This is a genomic window from Polynucleobacter sp. AP-Nickl1-40-C4 (assembly GCF_035012665.1).
GTDB lineage: Bacteria > Pseudomonadota > Gammaproteobacteria > Burkholderiales > Burkholderiaceae > Polynucleobacter.
The window spans coordinates 456,227-480,385 of the sequence record NZ_JAYGQR010000001.1; the positions used below are offsets into that span (position 1 = coordinate 456,227).

The window sequence follows — 24,159 nt, forward strand, 5'->3', positions numbered from 1 at the left end:
ATTTACTGCTTACTGGAAGAAGTCTGCGCTGCTCCAGCTGGTGATGTTGGAGCCGCTGGCGAGGGACCACCAGGAATAGTGGGGTCTGGACGTGGCACCGGTGTTCCAGGAGCTACAAGTGGAGCGGTCATCTCACTCATTTTTGGCAAATCGGGCTTGGGCAATAACATGGTTGATGGCGTAAATTGCTCACGCTTCGCGTCCATAAATTGCATGCGATTTGCAGTAATTTCTTGATCTTGCCCCTTATCGCGCAATACGTAAGGACGCAAAAAGACTAGCAAATTGGTTTTGGTACGCGAGCTATTGTCATAACGAAAGAGGGCGCCAATAAAGGGAATCTGGCTCAGCCATGGAATACCACTCGTACTATCGGTGTAATTATTTTCAATCAAACCGCCCAACACTAAAGTCTGGCCATCATCCACAATCACATTGGTCTCGATATCACGCTTATTGAGAATAGGACCTTGATTAGGAACTTGACTCGCTACATTCGAAACCTCTTGATAGATTTGCATCTTCACAAGACCATTTTCAGAGATCTGAGGTCTTACGCGCAAAATCAAACCAATATCTTGACGCGACACTGTTGTGAATGGGGTAGCAGTAGCAGCAGAGCCCGTAGTCGCATAGGACCCTGACAGCATTGGGATGTTTTGTCCCACTACGATTCTGGCCTCTTCGTTATCAAGCGTAATTAAATTCGGGGTCGATAGGATATTGGTTCCCGTAGTAGTACTTAAGGCCGATATCAAAGCTGACATACCGTACACACCATTGAATTTAGTGAGCAAGCCCAAGTTCAAACCAGGGTTTGGTTGTACTGGCGTGATGCCATTGGTATTTGAAGGATTTAATAAAGCGTTAACGTTTTGTGAGAGGTTTACGATATTCGAACCAGGTGTGCCGGCAGCATTTGAAAAGTTGGTACCGCCAAAGCCCGTATTTTGATTACCGGAGCCAACGAGGCCTTGCCACTGAATGCCTAACTCTGCCGCATTGGTAGAGCTCACCTCAACAATGATGGATTCAATATAAACCTGTCCACGACGTTTATCGAGCTGATCAATCACATGACGCAAGTTTCGGTAAAGCGGCTCATTCGCAGTAATGATGAGCGAGTTGGTTGCCGGCTCTGCTTGAATAATGCCGCCTGTAGAGGGAGTGCTACTGCTACTTAAAGAGGAGGTTGCAGCTGCCGTACCCGTACCGCCAGTAGCTCCAGGAGCGCTATTCATTTGCGCGGGTGTGGCTGTATTGCCAGTGGCACCCATCGCCTGGGTTGCGGTACCGCTCGCTACCTGGGCAGATAAGGCTGCATCAGCAGCCACAATCGCCCGCAAGGTCACTGCTAATTTAGTGGCTTCTGCGTTACGTAATGGTACGACCCAAATATTGCCATTAGAATTTCCCTGAGTATCTAACTTCGCAACGAGCGCACGAATTTGTCTGAGCTTCTCTGGGCTTGAGCTACGCAGTAATAAAGAATTACTACGGGCATCAGCCATCACCACTGTTTTATTGCCGTTTTCGTTGCCCCCAGTCAAGCCATTCTCAAGAACTTTATTGAGCATGGCCGCAACGTCAATCGCAATTGCATACCGTAGTTGAATCGTTTGCACATCAGTTGATGCAGGCGCATCAATGGTTTCAATCAACTCGCCAATCCGCTGGATATTACTCGCGTAATCAGTAATGACGATCGTGTTATTACCCGGGTAGGCGTTAATCGTATTGTTCGCAGAAACCAAAGGTCGTAGCACGGGCAGCAAATTGTTGGCAGACTCATAGTTCAGCTTAAATACGCGGGTAATAATTTGATCACCGCCCTGCTTACTTTTGCCAGTCACCACTGAATTACTAATTAACTTAGCATCAGCCTCAGGCACCACCCGATAAATACCATTGACATCTACCAAAGCAAATCCTGAGGTACGCAAGGCGGTAGAAAAAGCATCTATCGCTTTGGCTTTCGTGAGCGGCTTATTACTAATTAGATTGATCGTGCCCTTTACTTTGGGATCAACCAAAATCGTTTGGCCAGTTGCCTTGGCTAAAACGCTAGCAACAGATTCAATATCCGCATTCGAAAATGACAGCGTTACAGAAGCGCTATCCGGGATTGCGGAATTTAGCTGACTAGGCTGATTCATATTCTGAGCAAAGGCTATCGGCAGAATGACACTTTCACCTAGGACGCAAACGATCACCAGCCGTGCAAGCTGCCTTTGAAAACTACCTAATATTCGACCTAAACCTGTTTGCATACTTTTCTTTATTCGTTACGACTTAAAACTTGAGGCGATAGCTACCGTCCTCTTTTTTACCCAATAAAGCTAACAGACCCATCAATGATTCTTGTGCTTCTGGAGAGGCCGAAGCTTCCCCCATAAAATGAAAGCCTGATTTAGTATCGCCCTGACCCATTAATAAAAGGGGTCCACTGGTGGTGGATAAACTCCAATTAAGACCATCGTCACCAATATTGGCCAAAATCTCATAAGCCCCCAGCGGCTTGATAGGGCTAATTGGGCTACTTAAGCTACTGATGATAATTCTAATTACTCCCGAACGAGCATTCTTGAGGCTTTCAGAGGTAGACATCATGCCTCCCAAAGCCAGATCCGTCCAACGGACACCCAATTGCCCCCTGGGCCTTAAAGTACTCCAGGGATTGCCGAGCCCCTCAAGGACGTTGGCTGGTAATTTGACTTCGTTGCCAGCAATGTGGGTTTTCTTGAGCCCCCAGCGAATGAATTGGGGTTTATCGAGCGCCACAAACTGAATTTCAGTACTACACGATAGCGTGGATAGACTGCATGTACTGGTCCAATGAAAACGTTCAGTGACTGCGTGAGGATCTCGACACCCTCCTTCGCTCGCATTGGTCTCTGAAAACGCCAATGCAGCACTTCCATCCCAAATCGTACCTGCGGGTTGTTGCAGCATCACCCTGCATCCTGTTTGGGAAGTCAAAATACCACCCACCAAACTTGCAGGCATCTGCCAAATGACAGTCCATAAGCTGACTAACACTAAGGCAAGCCAAAATAACTTGGGTAATTTTGGATGACTCAGATCTAGTGTGAGCTTCATTGTGCCACCTCAGGCTCAACTGTATTTGTTGCATTGCTGCCATATTGGCTGAACATACCGCTGACACTCACCATACCTGCGCCGCCATTTGCAAGCACGCTCAGCTGTATCGGATACAAGCGCCAAGTTGTCCGAAGTTCTTCTAAAGCATCTAAGAATACGGAGAACATCACCTCGCTCGCCTGAAACTCGATACGCGGTGGATTATCGGTGCTCAAGCGAAACACACTCGGCTTTAAACCTCGCGCAGTGAAGACATTCAAAATTTTCTGTAGCTCTTGCTCATCTAATGGGGAGACGGTTGAAGACATGGTATTTGAACTCACTGCATTAGCACTTGCTGCGGTAGTTTTCGACATCCGAATCAAGCTTTGTAATTGCGACCATTGCGCAGGCCGCATCTCCAATTGATCCTGGACTTTGCGACTATAAGGAGCTAGCAGCAGCTGATATAGCAAGCCCAAAATAATAAGAATGCCAATCAGGAGGACTATTTTCCGTTGTCTAAAAATGATCCGCTGTAAGACTTGCAAAGTCTGTTTTGCATCAAAGCCCCTGTTGGCTTTCCATGCAGCGTTACTCAATTGGTCATCCTGATGTAGTGTTTTATCAACAGCAGCATTGCTCCACCATTGACTCAGAAGATTTGGCAAATGACGCAAATCTTGTACTGAATAATCTTTGGTGAGCAATGCCTTTGCTTTGCCAGCAACTGCATTGAGTTTTTCCATCAAGCTATTCGAGCGCTGGTTCATCAGTTGCCCCCCAGTCCCGCATAGGGCTCAAGACGATAGCGGTTTGGCGCCAAAAATTGCACTGCCATCCCCAGCAATCTCGCGCGCTGAAGAACCTCACTAGGTGGCACTGTCAATGCACCCGGTTTAAATTCAAAGGTAATCGCATAGCCATCGTAATCCAGCTTTTGTAATGCTTCAGCACCAAAAGCCACTTTAAATTGTTGTAACTTAGTAGCCATTGCACCAAAGTCAGCATCCACCACAATGCCATGGTGACGTTGCTCTAGCGTCACTTGTTTGACAAATGCATTCAAGACGGCGGGCGCGCTATCACTAGACTTACCTTGATTGAGAGCAGCAATTGCGGCAGGACTTAAGTTTTGTACAGCAAGCAACTCCAGTCGCTTAGACCAGCGCCAATCATCCCAAACCATCCACGATAAATACACACCAAAGCCCAACACTAAACTGATCGCGCAGTACCGCAACCAATGAGTGGGCTGTCGCCATACCAAGGGGTCGGTCCAAGCTAAGCCGGAAGTATTGTCTGAGGGCTTGAGCGCCTTACTCGAAAATAAATGCGTCAAAGCAGATAAACCGCTGTTGCCTCCCACGCCAAAAGACTTGGAATCACGTCTAAAACTTGCAGGTAATAAATTTAAGGCAAAGTTAGCGGATCGACTATTGCTGTTTGCCTCTAAATAGGCCTGAGCCGCAGCTGCCAACCAGTCCCAAGAAATGACTTTTAAGCTAGCGCCAGTGAGAGCCTGAGGTAAATTCAATTCACCCTCTTTTGCCCCTGGTGCATGATGCTCAATCCATGACACACCGAGCTGCATGCCGGTACGCTGGGTAAAAATGATATTTTGCTCTACACGCTGATAGGCCACTTCAGGTCGAGCACCTTCAGTGGGTAGACTCAAGAGCAAACACTCTGGTATCAAGCGCACGCGGGGAGCGAGCAAATGCTCTAATTGTTTATTGAGCCAAGCAAACCACGCTCGATCCATCAAAGCCAACGTTCTTTGCAAGACTGGATTGCCAGGAATGGGAGGCAAGGCTTGAGCGGCAATCGACTCAACGCCAGCAAGTACAAAATCTTCAATCAGATTTGGCAAAATTTGCTGTAACTTTTTTGCATTAGCCAAAGGCACTTTTGCTTCAATCAAGCGCACGTCTATCGTCGGGAGTAATACCAATGCTTCATCGGCATAGGGCATCGACTCTGTGCTGCCCATACCGGTAATAGACTGAGCGCCTTCATCTTCTAATAGGCACCACTCAAACTGCTCTGCGCAAGACGCATCTTGCCCATCACTGGGAGAAGCAGTAACAGGGGCAGCAAACGGCTTCAGAGGGCAGCGGATGATGAGCAAGCTCACATTAATCTTTCAAAACGCCATCTTTTATGACTCTTGTTATCCAATATTCCATTAATCAGCAGCCATTTTTCCAGTTTTGCTCCAGATAACCTGCGTTAAATTACCGTTGGGCAAAGGCGTTGGAGAGCGCTGAATCAATGCTGAACTCATAAATATACCCCTTCCCAGGTGAATTTCTGTGCGGCCCACCCAATACTGGGACTTCACATCCACCAAAGCAGGGTCAATCGCTAAGCCAGCCCCAGAACCCACCTTATTGATTAGGGAAGTGACCTCATCAAGCGTCTTCAAAGGCGCCATTGCTCTTTGCTGGACAAAGCTATTAGCAGCACCCCTTGAAAGCCCATTTATTGCTGCCATCAACACTTCGGGAGATGCAGTATTAACGTTAACTGTCGTTAAATTCGGCAAAACCACTACAAAAGGTCTTAATTGCTGCAAAACTGCAGAATTGTAGTTTGGCAATCTTAATAAGCCATCCACATCATCAATCGGCATATCACTTTGCAAGGCTGCTTGCGCAGTCTGTTGTGCAAGTCCCCGGTCTAAGCCCAGGACATCTAAGAGTCGCCCAAATTCCTGAACGCCAGCCGAATTCACAGCCTGAAAATTGCGATCCCATAAATTGGTCAAATTGAATAAGCCTTGAGCATCACTGAGCTGACCATTAAAGGTCACGGTAGCGATCTCATCTGGAATATCCGTATTTTTTAAGAAATCAGCCACCTTGCCATCAGCCAAAGGCAAAGCCCAGGCCTCGCCCAAATGATCATATTGACTAGTACGCTGATCCTCGACCAAGACCAAGCGCCCGAAATCAATTGCAGTACGTTGCAACCACTGCGCTTGTACGCGATCACGAGCATTTTCTAAAGAGCGTATCTGCACTTGCTGACGCCACATCAACCCTGTAATGAGCACAGCAGCAACACCCACCACAATTAAGGCTGTGATGGTTGCTTATCCAGTTTCTGACTTAGTTTCCAACTTCGTTTCTAACTTCGTCTCTAACTTCGTGACTGGCTCCCTCAGGTTCAATATTCTCAATCGCGACCACATTACAAAGCGCCTCCCATCAAACAAGAGCGGGTAATGGGCAAAGCAATGTCTTTTAACCACCACTGCATTACTAAACCCTGTTGATCCGGAGTAATCAAACTGATGGTGGGGTTTGGGTTTGGGGTTGCATTCGTAGCAGTCGAATTAGCACTTGCTGGTGGAGTGCCGGTACCCGCTGCGCTTACTCCGCTTCCGCCTGCACCGCTCACTAGAGAACTCTGCACTACAAATGATTGCCGCACAATACTGGGTGTTTGCCAACTGACCAATAGGTCATTGGAGACCAAGTCTGGATCACGAGCAATATTTTTCCACAAGGTCAGGGCATCTGTCCTACGCAAGAGCGGTTGACTAGTCCAGCGCTGTAAGCCGTTAGATCCGATGCCATAACCTACTAGCAACCAAGCATCTTGTGTATCAGCCCGATAGTGCCGTAGCCACCAAATATTTTTAGCGCCTGCAGCAATGGAAGGGAGGGTGCTGCTAGTGAGGCTATTACTCATATTGGTTGTAGAGGAGCTCACAACGCCATTGGCCATATTGAACTCATCACGGCGTACGATTTCTTGACAATCTCGATCGAACTGACGAACCAATTGCATGTAAGAAAAATCTTCGTTTGAGCGACGCTCTATCACCTCTCGCCCACGAATCATGGCATCCATTCCACGCCATGCCAACAGCCCAACAATAGCCATAATCGTCATCGCCACAATGACTTCTAGTAAGGCAAAACCTTGATCACGTTGTTGATCTGCAATTTGCTTCACATCACACCACTGGCTGGATTAGGGATAACCGTGGTCAGCCATGCCAGGCGTGGACCTGCTGCTACTGAGGTACTTTCAGGGTTAGCGGCATATACCGTCATCTCCACTCTACGAAAGCTTGGGTTCGGTGTACTCATAATTTTGCGCTGACAAACAAAGACGTAATTCGCTTGTGGGCAATTAAATACGGTCGTTCCTACCTCCGGAAAGGCTCGACTCATGCGCAAATCCATCAAGGCATTATCTGCACTCCACAACGCTAAGGTGCGTTGAGATACTGCTAATTGGGTATCAGCGCCATTGGCAATCGCACGCAAACCGGCTATCAGAGCAATGCTGAGGACCGCCAAACCAACGAGCACCTCAATTAAAGCGAAGCCCTCTGTATTTGAGTGACGCAGTAATCGCTTCACTGCACACCTCCTGCCCAACTAAAACGACCATTAGCGGATCGGGACAAGATGGCTTTGCGTTGCTCTTGCGCAATCGGAACTTGTACGGCCTGGGTAATCGCTTCGCCGCCCAAAGTAAATTGCACTGGCTCAATCACGACCGGCTTATGCCACAACTGTGGGCGATAGACATCGGGCATCAAGCCACTTGAATTGGCTCCAGGGTTTGCTGTGGAGCCTGCGGCATTGATCAGCGCGCTGACAGGCGCATTATTAAGAGCAGGAGCAAAGCGCCATCCCACCTCGTCTACTTGCACCAACATGGTTGTTCCTGAAAGATTGCTTTCTTCCTGCGCCATATTGAGTGAACTGACGAGTTGATCGAGATTGTCTCGCCAATATCGATCATCATGATTGGGAATAGCCAGTATCGCGACGGCCATCATGATGGCCAAAATCGTAATGGCCACCAACATCTCTACTAAAGTAAAGCCACCTTCAGCAGGATTACGTAAATGCGCTGTTGTGAATTGGCGAGATAGCAATTAATTGCTGGGTTGCCAGTTGCCAATATCGGTATCGAGCGCGGTACCACCGGGCTTACCATCAGCACCAAAACTATAGACGTCAATTTCGCCATGAGTACCCGGGTTACTGTATTGATAGGCGTTACCCCAAGGGTCTTTTGGCAATGACTCTAAGTAACCACCCACCTTCCAGTTTTGTGGAACCGGTTCAGAAACCGGCTTCTCTACCAAGGCTTTGAGACCTTGTTCTGTCGTTGGGTAACGGCCAATATCTAAGCGATACAATTTGAGTGCCTGAACAATGGTACCGACGTCTTGCTTAGCCGCTGTGGCACGCGCCTCGTCTGGGCGCCCCATAATTTTGGGAACAATCATGGTTGCCAAAATACCGATAATGGCGATCACCACCATAATCTCGATCAGCGTGAATCCTGCATCACGTCTTTTACGATTGAGCGTTTGTGCCAATACCGAATGAGCCAAAACAGGGGTGTTTTGTGATGATTTATGACTAAACAGACGATGTTTGCAGAAAGACATAAATGTGGCACTTTCAATGATTTAAACTAAATCAAATTTTATAGGTATTTTGACACTTTGAGCGAATTTATCAAACGAATACAGGATAGGCTCAGGAGCTCCAAACAAGCTCTCAAGCAAAGCTCCTTGACGCGTTCAAATACCGATCTAAACTCGTTATCCAGCCATGGCAAACAGGAGCGCATTCAGAGAGCTCTGAGCATGCCATTGAGTTGGCTAACGCCTTCTTCGGCCAGCAAGGGAATGACTTATGGATTGATGCTAGCTTGTGCGCTCTCAGCGACATTCTGGCTCATGAAGATTGCCCAAATTCCGGGAACTCCAAGTCAGCCAGTCAATGGGATTTCCAAAGGAATGACTTTGTATTCCAATCAGGATGCCAATACTGCTTACGCTCTTTTTGGTAGTAAGCCATTGGCCACAGAAAACATCTATTTGCGGGGTGTTGTCATCACCTCAAAAAATCCTGATGGCAGTCCAGATGGAGCAGTTAATGGATTTGCTATTTTTGAAATTGATGGCAAACCAACTAACGCGATTAGCGTTGGCGAAACCATTGGCAAAGGCTTAAGCCTACAAAGTATTGGTGATGAGTCTGCCACCCTACTCTATCAAGGACAGAAGCTCAGCTTCAAGCTCAATAAAACCAATAAAGATAAGAGCGATAAAGCTAGCGGCTCCAATAAGAAATAAGCAATTAAATTAATATGAGACCGAACTTACTTCCTCGGCTTCATAAAGCAATTCCAGTCATTACCTCTGCTGCGATCGCCATGCAGACTGGCGTCGTCTTAGCCACTGAGTCTGATGATGTGTTTCAGATGATTAAACCTGAAACCAGAAACCAACTATGGATCAACCCAGGCATGGCCTCTTATCACTTTCAGCAAGACAAGAACTTTAATGGCGACAATTGGGGCGCTGGTTTGGAGTATCGATTCAATACCGTTGCATCATTAACAGCCGGGCGTTTTTATAACAGTGATCGCGCTTACTCAAACTACGCTGGCATTTATTACCAACCCATTGCTATTGGCCCCATCAAAATTGGCGCTGTATTTGGTGGCTTTAATGGCTACCCACAAACCAATAATGGCGGATGGTTTGCAGCAGCACTGCCAGCACTTACTTGGGAAGGTGATTGGGTGGGGGCAAACGTCTTTGTCATTCCAACGATTGGGGATCGAGTGCATGGGGCTATCTCATTGCAGCTTAAACTGAAAGTATGGGAATAACACTCCATCCCAGAGAGGCTAATAAGAGTCACTTTCTTTTGAGGCTCTTAGAATTTCCCCTACTCATTGCATTGATACTGAGCATTGCGCTTCATTTAGTAGCCTGGAAAATGCTTCCGGATTATGAACCTTTACCCACCGGCAAGAGTCGGGGATGGCTAAAGATCTTCTTAGTCAATTCAAGCGATAGCTCAACACAAGAATTGGCGCTAGACCGAATTCAAACGCAAAGCACGGAACCTAAAAATCCCTCTCCCTCTAAGTCCCTAAACTCCGAAGCCAAACCGGAAACAAACTCTAATGTCACAGAAGTGCCTTTTTTTATGCGGCCTAATCCCGGTCAAAATCTATTGGGCCCTTCGCTCAATAAAGCAATGCCAAGTCCCAATACTCAAGAAGAATCCCACACTAAAGATCGGCGCTGGGAAACTCAGGTTCGCATTCAAAGTCAGCAACGCCAATTTCAGTTGAATCAAGCCATCGCCGCTTTTGAAGCCCAACAAGCGCAAAGAGGAAGGCCATATTTCTGTGAGATCAGTCTGAACGAAGATTTCTCTGCCGCCCACCTATCCTGCGAACCAGCCGCAGTTCAACAAGAACTAAGGGGAATACTTTCTGGGACGCCTTTTCGCTGGCAGAACAATAAAAATGGGTTGTCTAATATTCGCATATTAGGACAACCCATACATTCAAACTAAGCTGAGAAGCCAAGTAAAGAGCTCCTCAAGTAATGCTCATTACTGCGCAGCTCCATTCACTACACTTGGCTTACTCTGGAATACACTTTGAGAAGGGACTGGCTGCTGTGCTACAGCAGGATCAATCAAACTAGTGCCAGGCAAGGTCAAGCCACTAGCAGCAGATAAATCTAACCCGCTGCACTGTGCAATTGGCAGCGTGGTGAAATATACGCCGCGTTGCAGCCACTTAACGTAGTAGCTAGTTGATGTAGCTGAGCCATCAGAGTTTGTTTTATTCACTGTTCCAGTGGCATCTTGCGCAAATGGAATGTTTACATCACTCACCCATTGATTGCTGGAATTACAAGCTGCTTGCGCGCCAGAGCTATCAATGCAATGTCCTGGAACCCATAAATTGCCAGGCTGAGGGGATTGAAAACTAATAGTACTGCCAACATAAGAAGCTGTATTGCCAGGCAAAGCAGGCACTGTATAGCTCAAATTAATTGGTGGATCAAAGGTTGGCGAGTTACCACTAGGACTAGTTAAATATGCATAGCTATCCCATTGACCACCAGACTGCCATGTGTAATAAGTAGTCGACCCACTCGCCGGGCTAGTAATCAGGTTAGAACAATAAGCTGCCCCTGCTGATCCACCATTTGCTGTACAAGCCATGGCTGATAAATTATCAGCGGTATACAAATTGTAGTAATGAGATTGCTGATTTGGATTCAAGGTACTTGAAGACCAATCAATCGCATGACCGCTAATTGTTGGCGTGCCAGTTGACGGATCCCATCCAATATCTTGCTTGCTTGTACTTGGGCTACCAACAAAGTCACTAACATCGCTTAAGGTTGTTGTCCATTTAGGGCACATACCACCAACGCAAGCAAGTGTTTGTGCAGGCAATTGAGATGGTTTGATATTAAGCTGAGACTGCTTTGTCACTGGCGCAGTTGCTGGTGTATAGACGATATAACCACAAGAGCCGCCACTGCAATTCCATTGCGACATTTGGAAATTGTAATTAGTGTTTGCGCCATTGATCCAACCGCCACCACCCCGAATTTTGTAGGTATTGCCAGTCAAATCAGAATAAGAAACCGCGGTAGCAGGAAAATTGGTAATTGAACCGTTGTTATTCCAGTCAGCAAATCCTGTAAAGGTAAATTTACTCGTGCTTTTCGACCAAGTACCGATAAGGCCAATATTGTTACTAGAACTTAAAGACTGGCATGCACTTAAATTACAAATCTGCTTAACGATCGCAATATTTCCATAAACACCATTAACCTGGTCACCCCAGAATCCGAAATTAATACCCAAGCCATCCAATTGATCAAAATTGCCCACATTGGTTGTGACTTTTCTTAAGGTGCCCGGCATCTTATGAACGGTATACGCAGTTCCATCTGGGCCATCTACAGTTGTAGCGTTGACCTGAGCAGGCGTATCTTGAGACCAGAAATTCAGACCATCATAGTTTGCTTCACCAATTTGGTTGGTTGAGCCATGCTCACTAATAAAAAATCCTGGGTTTGTGTAAGCAAGCTTAGCGCCAGTGTTTTGGTCGTATAAATAATTTTGCCATGTTGAGTACTGCACATTGGGATTACTTAAGCTTGGGTCATAGCAAGACTGTGTACCTGACTGCGTATCGTTCCAAAGGTAAATACCATTACCAAAGCGAAATCTACCACTCACTTTTGGACTATTACTCGTATCGTCAATGATGCCGTAGCCAGTAGTGGGAGACGTATAAACCACAGTACCCGCCTGATGATTGCCGCCATTTATCTGATAAGTGGTGATACCTGTGGTGTCTACTGAAACATATCCAGAACCGTCATCACAGCTACCGGCCGCTGAAGAGGCGAGAGAACTGCAAAACTTCATTGTCCACTTACCATAAGGAGCGTATACCGCTGCGCCACCCCAAACAGTGCCATGAATCTGAATATTCTTTTTACGGCCATCACCATCTTTTTGAATAAAAAGACTGCCGATAACATCAATTGATGAGTCGGTATTTTGAGTTACTGTCAACACTGCATTAACCCATGATGGATCGGAGCCGACTGAACCCCCTGAAGTGGTGCTAGTACTGGTGTCGTTACAGAGATTCTGGTCAATTAAAGCAACATACTGACCAGCCCCTACGTGTTGCTCAGGTGCCATGAGATTAATCATGCAGCTAATATTGCCGGCACCACTAAAGGTGCCACTTGTTGGATCCTTGGCATATGACGTTTGTTGATTCGTCATGTATGCAGACTTTGCAGGCGGCGTTGGGTAGGTAGCAGCGGAAGAAACATTGATTCCGCAGCAGACCAGCGCACCAATTAAAAGAGATTGAATCGATTTATTCATTGAACAATATCCCGTTAAGAAGAGTAAGCATTATTTTTGGGGAGGAACCGCTGAGATAGCAGTAGGTAATGTGTAGTTAGATGTTGCTGCTCCACTTGGCGTAGTAGATGCACTGCTACTACCTCCACCGCCACCACCGCAGGCTGATAAACCTAGTGCCACCAACCCCACTAGCAAGAAGCTACGGAAGATGTTGATATTGGAATTTCGATGAGACATAGTCTTTTTCTCTTTCTTTTTCTCTTTTTAAGCGAAATGAGGAACAGGGTCATAGAAATGACATTCTTCAGTAATATACCAAAATTTATAACTAATTAATCATAAGAAATCCGAAAAGAAGCCCCAAAAAGGTGTTGGTGGCAAAAATTAACGCCTAGATCAGGGTAATCATGCGTGTTTGGAGTTCTTGAGCCAGCAAATGGCCATGCAAAAGCGTATGGAAATGAGGAATTCCTAAAAGCACAAGCGCATTTAAATGCTCCCAACTTGAGCCAATAAGCGCTTGTCCTACTATTTAAGGATCCGCAAAAAACTTAAAAGATGCCAAATGACGACTAAAACCCCAATGACGGCCAAAATCAGTGGGCTTAATTCCAGTCTAAATAGGCGTACTCTTTTATTCACATATTCAATAGACAGCATGCCAACCCCCTTTAGTAATGACCCAAAGAATTAGGGTAAACCAAGCTAAAGATCTCGTTATCAGGTAATTACGCATTGATTTGACGGAATTGGATGATTGGTACAAGACAATTCGAGAATAGCCAACCCACCTAATGAATCGAAACCCTTTCCCACCGTTCATTTAGCCCTAGCAGGAAGCCAGGATGTCTACTGAGTTTCATTTTCAACAAATGATTTTGGAACTTATAATCAACTCATGATTGGTCTACTGTCCGCCTTTTTTACATCATTTATTGCAACTTTGCTCATTATTCGCTTTGAGCACCTACATAGCCATATCTATGCAGATTCAGATTTATCGGGCCCTCAAAAGTTTCATAAAAAAGCGGTGCCAAGAATTGGTGGGGTTGGCATTGCCCTAGGCGTCTTGATTGCCATACTTCTGAAACTTCAAGCACAATCGACTTCCATCATTGAATCAACTATTCTCATTTGCGCCATTCCAGTTTTTGCTATTGGGCTAACTGAAGATCTTACAAAAAAAATTAGTGTGCGCATGAGGCTTTTGTTTGTGGCTATTGGTGCACTTCTAGCAATAAACCTTTTAAACATTCAAATCACCAAGCTTGATATACCCGGGGTTGATTACCTCCTGGGATTTTCGCCAATTGCGATTGTGTTTACTGTATTTGCCGTAACTGGACTATCAAATGCCTACAACATCATTGATGGCTTCAACGGCCTTTCCAGCATGGTAGGAATGATTACTCTTATGGCACTTGGTTACATGAGCTACGTGCTTACCGATCCAATAATGATTTCTTTAAGCTTCATTATGGCGGCTGCAATCTTAGGATTCTTTATTTGGAATTACCCTAGAGGCCTGATCTTTTTAGGGGATGGCGGCGCTTATTTAATTGGCTTTTGGATTGCAATCATTAGCATCATGTTGGTATCAAGACACAGCAATGTTTCCCCCTGGTTTGCCTTGCTGGTAAACGGCTATCCAATCCTAGAAACCCTATTCACAATCTATCGTAGGAAAATTCATCAAGGCAAAAGTCCTGGACAGCCCGATGGCATTCATTTTCATTCGTTAATTTTTAGACGCGTACTGAGCTCAGGCAAGAGCGGTACTAAACAAGATGATTGGTTTACAGCAAATGCCAGAACATCACCTTACCTTTGGATGCTAACCAGCCTAGCAATTATTCCAGCAGTTCTTTGGTGGCAATCTACCCCTATCTTAATTGGATTTTTTGCCCTTTATATATTCAGCTATGTATGGCTCTATAAAAGAATTGTGTGCTTTAAAACGCCGGGATGGATGCACCCAGTTAGCTAGTTTTGCACCTCCCATTTAGATTGAAAAAGGGGTGGCATAAATAATGGGAATCTTAATACCCCATATATAAAGCAGAGAGCGCCTCTTGAAATAAGGCTAACCTAAAAGCAGGATCACGCTCGACTCTCAAATGGACTGTTTCTTTGAATGATTTGGTTGATAGCATTTTTTCAATACTTTTTAAAAATCCCTGAGAGGACAACTGCTCCTATACTTAAAACAAAAGCCCCTGATGGGCCTTTTGTTTTATGCAGCCTTGGCTACCTTTTCTTTCTTCGGATGATTTTTCTCATCCTTTGATTTTGATCTCGCTAAACTTTGTTTTTCCAAAGCCTCGAGCGCCACCATCTTGAGTTCGCCATCGACAAACCGCTTCAATGCCTCCCGCATTAAAGGCTGATAGCCCATTTGGTATTTTCCGCCCAAAAGTTTAAACATATCAATCAACTCTTTATCCAGGCGAATGGAGATCATTTGCAAACCAAGCGCATCATCAATCTCAGACGCTAATTTGCTTGGGGCCACTCTTACATGCTCTGGACTTTGTCCAAGCTCACCACCCTCCCATGCATCGGGAGTATTTGTCATTTCCTTTGCAAGCTGTTTGGAGTTCATTTGCTTCCTCTTTTGTAAATTAAATATACTATGTAGCGATTATTTAGAGTTATTGTATATACTCAATTCTACTTCATTTGGTGGATAAGCAGTTTTCAAGAATACCTGCCCATCTTTAAAAACACAAACCACCTTTAACCTAACAGACTGGTGATTTTCAGATATGAACCAATAGGTTGGCGGGTTTGTTTTATTTTGTGTTCTGTCATCTTCGATGTATTTTGGCTCAAAATGATTGAAAAAGCACTCTTCAACATCAACCCTTCTCAGTTGATGCTTTTCCCAAATATGATCTAAAACGGACTGACTTGTTATTAAATTTTTCATTTGTAGCCCAATGAAATTGTATATACAAATTATATCGTATATTTTTAAATTGAGCAATACAATTTTAGGATCAGTGGCCGAAAATACTCTTCCAGTTCGATATTACCGCATAGCGGGCACCTGATACATGGTGTTAGCAGGCTTATCGCCATCAAAGCCATATACCATATAGACCCATGGCAAAGTGAACATTCTTAAATTTCACCCTTAAATACCTAAAGTCGCGTAATGATTTTGGTCTATTTTGCGATTTCAGAACAAAAAATGCGCTTCAAAAATCATTTTTTCGTTTTAAAAAAATCGAAAAGTTTTGAATGTATTTTCCGAATTCAGAAGCCAATTGAGATCGCGTCAATTTTTAAAGAGAGTGTGGACACGCGCTCTTTACTTTTTGAGAGGCTTTATGAACTCAATCAAAAATGGTGTGGACACACATTATTAAAGCTCAGCATGGAAACTTTTAACATTGAATTTGCACGTTAACATCGTCACTGTTAATGCCGAGAAATGATGTTATCCGTTTTTTATAATGCACTCACCGCCAACAGTGCCTCATCAGCGCTTAGCAATGCGGTGATTAACTGCCGTATTCTCCGCAATATATGCGGAGAATAATTTCACTAGTTGGATTAACTCTCATGCCTTCTTGTTTTAGACAATGCAATATCCTGGAGGCGACGTCCCAGCACATCGTCTTTTGCCAGTAGATTGAAGTCGTCTTGCAGCTGTAATGCCACCATGATTCTGAAATAGGTTCCCAGCGCCACTGCAGGAAGCCCTTTTTTAGCGCGGTGCAATGTCATCCTAGAAATTGAGGATCCTTCGGCCACAGTTTCTGCCGATAATCCCCTGCGCAGACTTGAATATTTATAGCCTTTAGATATTCAAAATCAGCGTTTTTCAGGCGTTCTTATTTAAAAGCTAACCACTCTTTTAATAGTGCTATAGTAAATTCTATAACTCATTGTTTTATATATACTTTATTCAATAATTTAATATACAAAAATAGGACATCAATGCCCTATTTTTGTATATAATAAAGATGTCAATTTAAACATAGGAGGCCAAAATGACCCAAGCAACTACCAAAGACCGTATTTTGGCCAGCCTACGCAACTCCAAGGCTAAGGTCTTTTTGCGAGATGATTTCAATCGGTTTGGCAACTATCGCCAAATCTGTCGCGTGGTGAAAGAATTATCAGAAGAAGGTAAGTTAATACGCCTTGGCTATGGCACCTATGTCAAAGCAAGGCCCTCCTCTATTTCTGGCAAACCAGTGCCAGACGAGAGTCTGATTAATATTGGCCTTGAGGCAATGAAAAAATTAGGCGTGAAAGCTGATGTTGGCAAAGATATGCGAGCCCTCTTTCAAGGCGATAGTACGCAAGTCCCCATGCTACCAGTAGTAAACATTGGCAAGGCCAGGGTTAGTAGAAAAATTAGTTTAGGCAATAGAGCGCTGATCTATGAAAAAAATTAGCGAGCGTCAAAAACTACTCGTAACGGATCTCATTGCCGAAAAGGGCCTTAATATATCTGAGTACGCGCTAGAAAAACGAAAAATTTGTGGTGGGATCTGATGAGCCGCTCATTGTTGCAACTCAGACTAGATAGCGCCAAGACAATTTGAGAGCACGGCATTAAAATGCGTCCTAAGGACGCATTTTAATGCCGTGCTTATGAATATCTATGGGCCATTTCAGGTCAAAAAGGTCTGTAATAGATGGCCAGAATTGATTCTTAGGCAGCCAAGGCAAATGGCCTTAGCAACCTCCCCCACCATGATTAATTTTTATCCGTAGCTTAGGTCATTTTTTATATAAATATAACTTTTTGTTTTATATAGGTTTTTACTCATTAATTTATATTATTTTTGTCCGATATTTGTATATAATTTAAGGACTATGAACGCCCTAGTAAGCCCTAAAACCCCTCTTAATACGCTGATTGCTCGGCGCATTAGCCATAGTCAAGCCGATAAAGTTTGGACGGCCAGGGACTTTCTTGACCTCGGTAGCCGAAGCGCCGTTGATAAAACGTTGCAACGCCTGACCAATAAAGGTGATTTGCGCCGCATTGATCACGGTCTATATGACCGTCCACGAGCCAATCCGCTCACCGGCAAACCAACTCAGCCAAACTATCATCAGGTGATTTGGGCTATTGCACGGCGCGACAGTGCTCGCATACTGATTGACGGTATGACCGCCGCCAATGATTTAGGACTCACCAATGCAGTGCCAGGCAAAGTGATTGTGCATACCGATGCACGCATCAAACCGATTCAAATTGGCAACCTCACCATCCAATTTAAGTTAGCCTCCCCTAGCAGACTCCTATGGGCCGACCGTCCTGCGATGCGAGTAGTCCAAGCACTGCATTGGCTCAAAGATGGCATTCAGCAAAAAGACCCTGCAGCGCAAGAGAACATCAGGGCCACTTTATCCAAGATCTTTAATGATCCCAAAGCAGGAGCAATGATTCAACGGGATCTCAAGAATGACTTATCTCGCCTGCCAGCGTGGATGCATCCCTTGCTCAAGGGTTTGAATGATTTACCCAAAGTCTCAAGCCCCTCATTAAACTGAGTAGATGAATAGCAACTTCCTCAAAGTGATTTATTTTGGTGGTTTTGTCGAGAGGTGGTGAGCCACTATGGGAATTCTTCTCCTGCCATTACCTAGGGTGCTCAGCAAATACTCTAATTCAACCAGAGTACATGACATTGTGTAGTGAAATTTGCGTCTTGTAGTAGCGGAATGTCGGTCATGAATTCGGCTATCACTCATTTGCAGAACCCAATCTTTAATATTTTGAGTTTCAAATGAGCAGCCCTCCCAGTTATGAGCAAATTCATTTCGCACTTTTCGAGCAAGGTCTAGGTCTGCTTGTTGAATCTTTGATAGCAGCCCTAGGGCTGCTCCAGCCTTAATTCGAGATGAAAAAGTTCCCAAGGGTGCGTTAAATCCTTCCACCAAGTCAAAAGAAGCCTTCTCATCGCACATGTAGGCTATAAGAAGGCGCCCAAGGCAATCCTCTGAAAAAGCGGCCATGGACAGAGCTAGACCCCTGTCATCTTCGTCATTGGTAAGGCTCATTAGACGATTCATATTTCCAAATACTTCGTCTTCAAATTTATTTCTCATGAAATTGCCTACAAATTGTTTGTTGGTGGGGGAGTTTTGAAAAATTAAAATACGGAAAATGGCCCTTTCTAGGGGAGGGGGTAAATTACAGCATCTACATCCAAGCTGATGATTAGACATCACTACCCAGCATCTTAATTAACCGTTTTGTATCATTTTGCACCATTTAATGTTAATATAACTAATGTTAACTATTTAAGCCTGATAACACTGGGATAATCTCATATGGCAGAACTCTCAAATGGACTAAAAAAGCAATTGCTTATTGATGCAATTGCCAATGGAACAGCCACGCTTCTTGGGATTGACGAGATATGCCAGCGTTTAGGGATTTCAAGAACTACTTTTGATCGGTGGGTTAAGAATGGGAATAAGCAGCGAACCGCTTCTTCACCCCACCTTTTGGAGCATGGAGGTAAAGAACAAGAAGGCCTGCCAAGAATTCTTGAATTGATGAGTCTTGCGCAAGATGGCGGAGCGATTATCACGTTTCCACCCCCTGATATACGTATTGGGAATAGCCCAAAATGGGAAATTGCTACTCTTAAGGAATGGCTTGCCAACAACATGACCATTCAAGGCGACGATTAGTGATGTGTCAGGCCCAAAAAGAAAGAGATCACCATAAAGGTGATCTCGGTATTAAGTTGGGACGGCGCCCGCAGTATCCTTTCGGAATTCTGAGTCTGGTTTCCCAAACACCCCGCCCAGGTGGTATTCAATGGCCCCACCTTCCGCTTCAATATCTCGCCTTTAGGCCAATCAGCGGATATATCGTCTTCGGATTCCTTAAGTATATCAAATCGCGGGAATTCCATCAAATCGGAATTAGCCTTGTTTAATGACCTCCTTTACTAGAACCGGCGATAAAGCCTATGACTATTGGCTGATAGATGGATCAGCTACCCTAGGATTTATTCCTGGGGGAATCATCGCGACACATGAAAACCCAATTCCAATTTGGCTCCATGTTGGGAATCCTGCCTGGGGGGAGGTTCATGTCCAAGGAAAGCATGGGAACTGGTTGGCTAGCAATCAAAGTACCGTCATTGCGCTTGTTTATGAAAAATTAAGTCAAAAAGGATCAATTTATTGCTCCGAAGATACAAACAAAATAAAAATTAGTCTTCGCCTGACCCCAACCTCAATCATGATATTAACCTTGCAACAAAGACCGCAACTGCATTTTTCAATAACCTCTCTATATCCACATCCAGCAAGAATTGATGGCGAAGTCATTGGTAAATATCCCGGAAGAATTCTTTATCCCTGAGCAAAAATTCCGACAAAAGTAATGTCGAAATTTAGCGTGGTGCATTAATAAAGGCTGCTCTCCTTGGACGCGGCATTTTTATCAACATAGATTCCCGAGAAAATCAGGGGTGGGCGGATAATGAAATAGCTATGAATTGAACTACCCCGGTCATCACTCTAGAGTAACTTGATAATCATCGATCTTAGCGTCCCATTTATAGTGAACCTGGTCGCTATAGTCTGCCCCTACAAAGGAAAATATTTTTCGAATCTCATCCATTGAGATGCGATATAAAGCCTTTCGTATTTCAAAATCTGAGCAAACAAAAATTTCAGACCAGTTCCTGTCGCGATCACGAGTAGCATGAATTAGCTTGCAATGAATGAATTGGTTTACTAGGAACTGCAGGGATACTCGGGCTTCGACTTCGTTAACGAAATCATAATGCCCTTCAATATGCCATAAGTTAAGCTGTGTAATTTTCTGGCCGCTCCATGGTGCCCTGCTTACTGGCACACGATAATCGACAGACTTTACCGAAGTCTTTTTATTTTCAAGCAGTATCCGAATCATAAAAAAGGAAATCAATATCTCCTTCTCAAAGTTCACTACTGCTTTTTCACTCCATCGCTTTGGTTTTTTTGTGGGCTTTAGCCGCTTAGAGCTAGGAGATCTTCCTTCCAATATCTAGACTCAATCATGAAAGTCCATCGGCCCAACTAGACCAGTTTTTGCAAGGAATCACTTTCATCAATATTCAGTAATTATGATTTGCCACAAACCCATTAATTTTGGCAATATGGTTATAGACTCGATTAACAGCTTCCGTAATATCACCAAAACGCACTTTAAGTTGCCGGTCAAAAAGATCGGAATTTATTTCTCCAGAATGTACAAGGCGGTTTCTATCCTCTACGACACCATCTATGGAGTCGAATAAGCTTTGCCTCCGGCCTCGATAAGGCTTACGCAATAATCCAGCAATGTCAATTTTTGAATCAATTAGTCGGAAATTTTTCGCAATGATCCCAGGGCGCTGAAAGGAGAAGGTCTCTGCAATCAATCGATCAGCCCGGACAACCCCAGTAATCAACCTATCAAGATCGAAGTGGCTAAGATTATTTGCCTGCTTTAGCACTGAATCCCGTTTTTTTGAATACCTCAAACAGGCAGTAAATGTGGCACGAAAATACTCCTCCCAAACTGCGATCATATAAGGAACAATCATATTATTCGACAGGAGACGTGGATTTATTTCATCCATAAATAAAAGTCCGGAAGGTCCATCTCTTGCCATATCCCCCTCTAATTGTCGATGCATAAGATAGATGCTTGCACGCTGAAGATTATTATGAAATTGCCAGCGAGCAAGATAGCATCCGGATGAGAGCGGCGAAGGAGGAGGCTCATCTGGGCGACAGTAGCGATTTCTCCCTGCGTCAGTCTCGAAATATCCACCAAATAAGTCTCTAAGGACTTTTAAGGTGCGGTTCTGATGGGAAAGGTCCCAGTAACTTCTAGCTACCCGCGATCTAGTGGTAACTTTAACTGGGCCTTTTAATGTTTTATAGATATCCAGCTCAACACCCGCCCAAGACTGATAATCCACCTCCTCCGCCCAGAAATAACCTGAAATCCTATTTGGAATCTTTACGCCATCTCGAACCCTCTTATATCCGAGAAGATCAATTACATCCTGAACCTGAGATATGGTTGTTGATGCTTTGAGAATGCTGGTTGATGTGTAACTCATTGCTTTGAAATTCGCCCAAAAGATATTCTTTATTGTTAACAAATTTTCCACTGCCGCCCCTTACTCTAGGAATCTTTAGATTAAAAGAGTTCCACCGGGGTTATGCATCACTCAGGTCGCACTTAAATAGCTGCAATTCCCAATAAATCAAACATCGCTCCCAGTATGGGTGCACAGACCTAACTTTACAGTCATCACCCCACGAAACAGCAGCGAACTTAGTAACTAACATTGAATTTGCACGCTCACATGGTCAATGTTAGCGTGCAATTAATCATGTTAACCAATTGATTTTATTGGTATTTATTATAAATATCCGTAACAATGCGGTGATTAGCCCCATTTAATCCGCAATAAATGCGGAGAATAATAGACTTTGCGGTGAATACACCCTATAATCTCCGCATGGGTAGCGGAGATAAGAACTACATTTGGCAAGATTCCCAATGGCCTCATTGGGAGTACGACCTCAAGCAGCTCACTGGTTTGTTGACTCAGGTGTACCAATCCCAAGGACGCCTACTGGGGCGCTTACATCATGTGGGTATTCACCTGCGCGATCAAGAGTCCTTGCGTGTACTCACCGAAGATGTACTCAAAACCAGCGAGATTGAAGGCGAAAAGCTTGATCCAAACTCGGTCCGCTCATCCATTGCAAAACGGCTGGGTATCGATATCGGAGCCTTAGCTCCGGCAGATCGTCATATCGATGGTGTGGTTGATATGGTGCTCGACGCTACCCAACACCATCAGAACAATTTAACGCAAGAACGACTCTTCGCCTGGCATGCCGCCCTCTTTCCTACGGGCTATAGCGGCTTATCCAAAATATTGGTTGGCACTTGGCGCGATGATGCCCTAGGACCCATGCAAGTTGTGTCGGGCCCCGTGAGTCGCCAAAAGGTTCACTTTGAGGCGCCGCCAGCACCATTCTTACCGCCAGAAATGGCGCAGTTTTTACTCTGGTTCAATGTAGATCAGCAAGATGATCCCATTATTAAGGCAGGCTTAGCTCACCTCTGGTTTGTAACGCTACACCCTTTTGATGATGGTAATGGTCGGATAGCAAGGGCAATTGGCGACATGGCATTAGCTCGAGCAGATGGATCATCGCAGCGTTTTTATAGTCTATCAGCGCAAATTGGACGCGATCGTAAAAATTACTATGATCTTCTTGAGAAAACGCAAAAGGGGACGCTGGATGTGACGCAGTGGCTTAGCTGGTTTTTGAGTAGCCTACTATCTGCCATCCAAGTTGCGGAAGCGGCGCTCTCTACAACTCTAGTCAAAACTAATTTTTGGCAACACTGGTCTGGAACGCCGATGAACGAGCGGCAAATCAAGTTACTTAATAAGCTACTGGATGGGTTTGATGGGAAGCTTACTAGCAGCAAATGGGCTCTGATTGCCAAGTGCTCACCGGATACTGCATTACGAGATATCACTGATTTAGTAGAACGTGGTGCTTTAGTGAAATCGGATTCCGGGGGCCGTAGTACTAGCTATGAGTTGCAGGGCCCAATTAACAACACTTAACAGCACTTAGGCTCATTGCCTAGGTTAAGAAAAAATGCAGGCGAATGATTATTCTGCTAAGAATTTAAAAGGCATACCTATGCAACTATTACGCACTTCGATCTGGGCTCTTGGGATAGTTTTGCTGATCTTAATCGGGCTCTATGTTCATTCACTCAACTTTAATGGGCCGGAGTGGTTGAAAGACATCTCACTAAACGTTGGAACTGAGGTACTGAGCATCCTATTGACTGTATGGCTTATTGATAGCGTATTTAAACGCAATGAATTGAATGAGAGGGAGCGCATTACAAATATTGCCATTTCTCAGTTACGCCTGCCACTGCGAAAACATATATCCATGTTGCTTGGGATGTACAAGGGTGCACTATTGTCTCCACCCGCAAACCCACCCCTAACTTTAAGGGACTTATTTGGGCCAAACTATATAGCCGAGTTGACTTTCTTTGATTTTTCTAAACCAGCACCCATTTTAAATATTCAACCAATTGATTGGTTTAATTATCCGTAGATTCAAACACGAAGTGCAACACGGTTTAAAGACTGCATAAATACTTCATTGGGGGTTTTAAATCCTAATCGTTTTCTAGGTCGGTTGTTTAAACGGTCTTGGATCATTCTAAGCTCCTTATCGGTCACAGTAGATAGCGGTCTCTTTTTGGGGATGTATTGCCGCAATAGACCATTGAAGTTTTCATTTGATCCACGTTGCCAACTAGCAAACGGATCCGCAAAGTACGTCGTTGATTGAAGAGCTGTAT

At 44.6% G+C, this 24,159-nt stretch carries 28 protein-coding genes; 10 read left to right on the forward strand and 18 right to left on the reverse strand.

Annotation, left to right across the window (positions count from 1 at the left end; translation table 11 throughout):
* Positions 1-2: 2 nt before the first annotated feature.
* The 9 genes from gspD to gspG all read right to left on the reverse strand — a co-directional run bounded on the left by gspD (position 3) and on the right by gspG (position 8,506).
* Entirely contained in the window at positions 3-2,270 is a 2,268-nt protein-coding gene (gene gspD / locus VC182_RS02230; RefSeq protein ID WP_323484344.1) for a type II secretion system secretin GspD, read from the reverse strand.
* A gap of 22 nt (positions 2,271-2,292) precedes the next feature.
* The gene (gene gspN, locus VC182_RS02235) at positions 2,293-3,099 is read right to left on the reverse strand and encodes a type II secretion system protein N (protein ID WP_323484345.1); all 807 of its coding nucleotides are present in this window, start codon (positions 3,097-3,099) and stop codon (positions 2,293-2,295) included.
* Entirely contained in the window at positions 3,096-3,854 is a 759-nt protein-coding gene (gene gspM / locus VC182_RS02240; RefSeq protein ID WP_323484346.1) for a type II secretion system protein GspM, read from the reverse strand. Before gspM ends, gspN begins: the two co-directional genes overlap by 4 nt.
* Positions 3,854-5,218 (reverse strand): type II secretion system protein GspL, encoded by a 1,365-nt coding sequence (locus tag VC182_RS02245; RefSeq protein WP_323484347.1) that lies wholly within the window; start codon positions 5,216-5,218, stop codon positions 3,854-3,856. The genes gspM and VC182_RS02245 overlap by 1 nt, the downstream gene beginning before the upstream one ends.
* Before the next feature lie 51 nt (positions 5,219-5,269).
* The gene (gspK, locus tag VC182_RS02250) at positions 5,270-6,172 is read right to left on the reverse strand and encodes a type II secretion system minor pseudopilin GspK (protein WP_323484372.1); all 903 of its coding nucleotides are present in this window, start codon (positions 6,170-6,172) and stop codon (positions 5,270-5,272) included.
* Positions 6,173-6,276: 104 nt separating this feature from the next.
* Positions 6,277-7,047, reverse strand: a complete 771-nt coding sequence (locus VC182_RS02255) for a PulJ/GspJ family protein (RefSeq protein WP_323484348.1) — start codon at positions 7,045-7,047, stop codon at positions 6,277-6,279.
* Positions 7,044-7,460: a type II secretion system minor pseudopilin GspI gene (gene gspI, locus VC182_RS02260; protein WP_323484349.1), complete on the reverse strand. Its 417-nt coding sequence runs from the start codon at positions 7,458-7,460 to the stop codon at positions 7,044-7,046. The genes VC182_RS02255 and gspI overlap by 4 nt, the downstream gene beginning before the upstream one ends.
* Positions 7,457-7,984 (reverse strand): prepilin-type N-terminal cleavage/methylation domain-containing protein, encoded by a 528-nt coding sequence (locus tag VC182_RS02265; protein ID WP_323484350.1) that lies wholly within the window; start codon positions 7,982-7,984, stop codon positions 7,457-7,459. The genes gspI and VC182_RS02265 overlap by 4 nt, the downstream gene beginning before the upstream one ends.
* Positions 7,985-8,506 carry a type II secretion system major pseudopilin GspG gene (gspG, locus tag VC182_RS02270; protein WP_216122016.1) on the reverse strand — a complete coding sequence of 174 codons (522 nt, stop codon included), beginning with the start codon at positions 8,504-8,506 and terminating at the stop codon, positions 7,985-7,987.
* A 201-nt stretch (positions 8,507-8,707) separates the two neighbouring features.
* On the opposite strand from gspG, the gene VC182_RS02275 reads away from it, so the two are divergent.
* From VC182_RS02275 to VC182_RS02285, 3 genes are read left to right on the forward strand one after another with little or no spacing between them, the layout of a single operon-like run.
* Entirely contained in the window at positions 8,708-9,199 is a 492-nt protein-coding gene (locus VC182_RS02275) for a hypothetical protein (RefSeq protein WP_216122014.1), read from the forward strand.
* 14 nt (positions 9,200-9,213) lie between these two features.
* Positions 9,214-9,741: a hypothetical protein gene (locus VC182_RS02280; RefSeq protein ID WP_255538618.1), complete on the forward strand. Its 528-nt coding sequence runs from the start codon at positions 9,214-9,216 to the stop codon at positions 9,739-9,741.
* A gap of 38 nt (positions 9,742-9,779) precedes the next feature.
* The gene (locus VC182_RS02285; protein WP_323484351.1) at positions 9,780-10,439 is read left to right on the forward strand and encodes a hypothetical protein; all 660 of its coding nucleotides are present in this window, start codon (positions 9,780-9,782) and stop codon (positions 10,437-10,439) included.
* Positions 10,440-10,478: 39 nt separating this feature from the next.
* Here the strand turns inward: VC182_RS02285 and VC182_RS02290 are convergent, their stop codons facing one another.
* Both VC182_RS02290 and VC182_RS02295 read right to left on the reverse strand, forming a co-directional pair.
* Positions 10,479-12,797 carry a hypothetical protein gene (locus VC182_RS02290; protein WP_323484352.1) on the reverse strand — a complete coding sequence of 773 codons (2,319 nt, stop codon included), beginning with the start codon at positions 12,795-12,797 and terminating at the stop codon, positions 10,479-10,481.
* Between the two features lie 30 nt (positions 12,798-12,827).
* Positions 12,828-13,016, reverse strand: a complete 189-nt coding sequence (locus tag VC182_RS02295; protein WP_323484353.1) for a hypothetical protein — start codon at positions 13,014-13,016, stop codon at positions 12,828-12,830.
* Positions 13,017-13,677: 661 nt separating this feature from the next.
* Between VC182_RS02295 and VC182_RS02300 the strand changes: the two genes are divergently transcribed.
* Positions 13,678-14,766 (forward strand): glycosyltransferase, encoded by a 1,089-nt coding sequence (locus tag VC182_RS02300; RefSeq protein WP_323484354.1) that lies wholly within the window; start codon positions 13,678-13,680, stop codon positions 14,764-14,766.
* Positions 14,767-15,012: 246 nt separating this feature from the next.
* Here VC182_RS02300 and VC182_RS02305 read toward each other — a convergent pair whose 3' ends face one another.
* The 3 genes from VC182_RS02305 to VC182_RS02315 all read right to left on the reverse strand — a co-directional run bounded on the left by VC182_RS02305 (position 15,013) and on the right by VC182_RS02315 (position 16,511).
* Entirely contained in the window at positions 15,013-15,381 is a 369-nt protein-coding gene (locus VC182_RS02305; RefSeq protein ID WP_323484355.1) for a hypothetical protein, read from the reverse strand.
* A gap of 39 nt (positions 15,382-15,420) precedes the next feature.
* A complete protein-coding gene (locus tag VC182_RS02310) occupies positions 15,421-15,708 on the reverse strand; it encodes an ADP-ribosyl-(dinitrogen reductase) hydrolase (protein ID WP_323484356.1) in 288 nt (95 codons plus the stop codon).
* A gap of 629 nt (positions 15,709-16,337) precedes the next feature.
* Positions 16,338-16,511: a hypothetical protein gene (locus VC182_RS02315; protein ID WP_323484357.1), complete on the reverse strand. Its 174-nt coding sequence runs from the start codon at positions 16,509-16,511 to the stop codon at positions 16,338-16,340.
* A gap of 266 nt (positions 16,512-16,777) precedes the next feature.
* Between VC182_RS02315 and VC182_RS02320 the strand changes: the two genes are divergently transcribed.
* Together VC182_RS02320 and VC182_RS02325 are read left to right on the forward strand one after the other, a co-directional pair.
* Complete coding sequence (locus VC182_RS02320) at positions 16,778-17,188, forward strand: DUF6088 family protein (RefSeq protein ID WP_323484358.1); 411 nt, start codon at positions 16,778-16,780, stop codon at positions 17,186-17,188.
* A 424-nt stretch (positions 17,189-17,612) separates the two neighbouring features.
* Entirely contained in the window at positions 17,613-18,296 is a 684-nt protein-coding gene (locus tag VC182_RS02325) for a DUF6088 family protein (RefSeq protein WP_323484359.1), read from the forward strand.
* Positions 18,297-18,326: 30 nt separating this feature from the next.
* Here the strand turns inward: VC182_RS02325 and VC182_RS02330 are convergent, their stop codons facing one another.
* Entirely contained in the window at positions 18,327-18,854 is a 528-nt protein-coding gene (locus tag VC182_RS02330; protein ID WP_323484360.1) for a hypothetical protein, read from the reverse strand.
* Between the two features lie 225 nt (positions 18,855-19,079).
* Between VC182_RS02330 and VC182_RS02335 the strand changes: the two genes are divergently transcribed.
* Positions 19,080-19,445 (forward strand): helix-turn-helix domain-containing protein, encoded by a 366-nt coding sequence (locus VC182_RS02335; RefSeq protein ID WP_280742086.1) that lies wholly within the window; start codon positions 19,080-19,082, stop codon positions 19,443-19,445.
* 250 nt (positions 19,446-19,695) lie between these two features.
* Positions 19,696-20,127 carry a hypothetical protein gene (locus VC182_RS02340; protein WP_323484361.1) on the forward strand — a complete coding sequence of 144 codons (432 nt, stop codon included), beginning with the start codon at positions 19,696-19,698 and terminating at the stop codon, positions 20,125-20,127.
* Between the two features lie 153 nt (positions 20,128-20,280).
* On the opposite strand, the gene VC182_RS02345 is transcribed toward VC182_RS02340, so the two are convergent.
* Positions 20,281-20,718, reverse strand: a complete 438-nt coding sequence (locus VC182_RS02345; RefSeq protein ID WP_323484362.1) for a hypothetical protein — start codon at positions 20,716-20,718, stop codon at positions 20,281-20,283.
* A 148-nt stretch (positions 20,719-20,866) separates the two neighbouring features.
* Positions 20,867-21,913: a hypothetical protein gene (locus VC182_RS02350; protein ID WP_323484363.1), complete on the reverse strand. Its 1,047-nt coding sequence runs from the start codon at positions 21,911-21,913 to the stop codon at positions 20,867-20,869.
* Positions 21,914-22,267: 354 nt separating this feature from the next.
* Between VC182_RS02350 and VC182_RS02355 the strand changes: the two genes are divergently transcribed.
* Complete coding sequence (locus tag VC182_RS02355) at positions 22,268-23,398, forward strand: Fic family protein (RefSeq protein WP_323484373.1); 1,131 nt, start codon at positions 22,268-22,270, stop codon at positions 23,396-23,398.
* A gap of 79 nt (positions 23,399-23,477) precedes the next feature.
* On the forward strand, positions 23,478-23,909 hold the full coding sequence (locus VC182_RS02360; RefSeq protein ID WP_323484364.1) for a hypothetical protein: 432 nt from the start codon (positions 23,478-23,480) through the stop codon (positions 23,907-23,909).
* A gap of 2 nt (positions 23,910-23,911) precedes the next feature.
* On the opposite strand, the gene VC182_RS02365 is transcribed toward VC182_RS02360, so the two are convergent.
* The coding region (locus VC182_RS02365) for an IS30 family transposase (RefSeq protein ID WP_323484365.1) at positions 23,912-24,159 on the reverse strand (248 nt) is incomplete at its 5' end.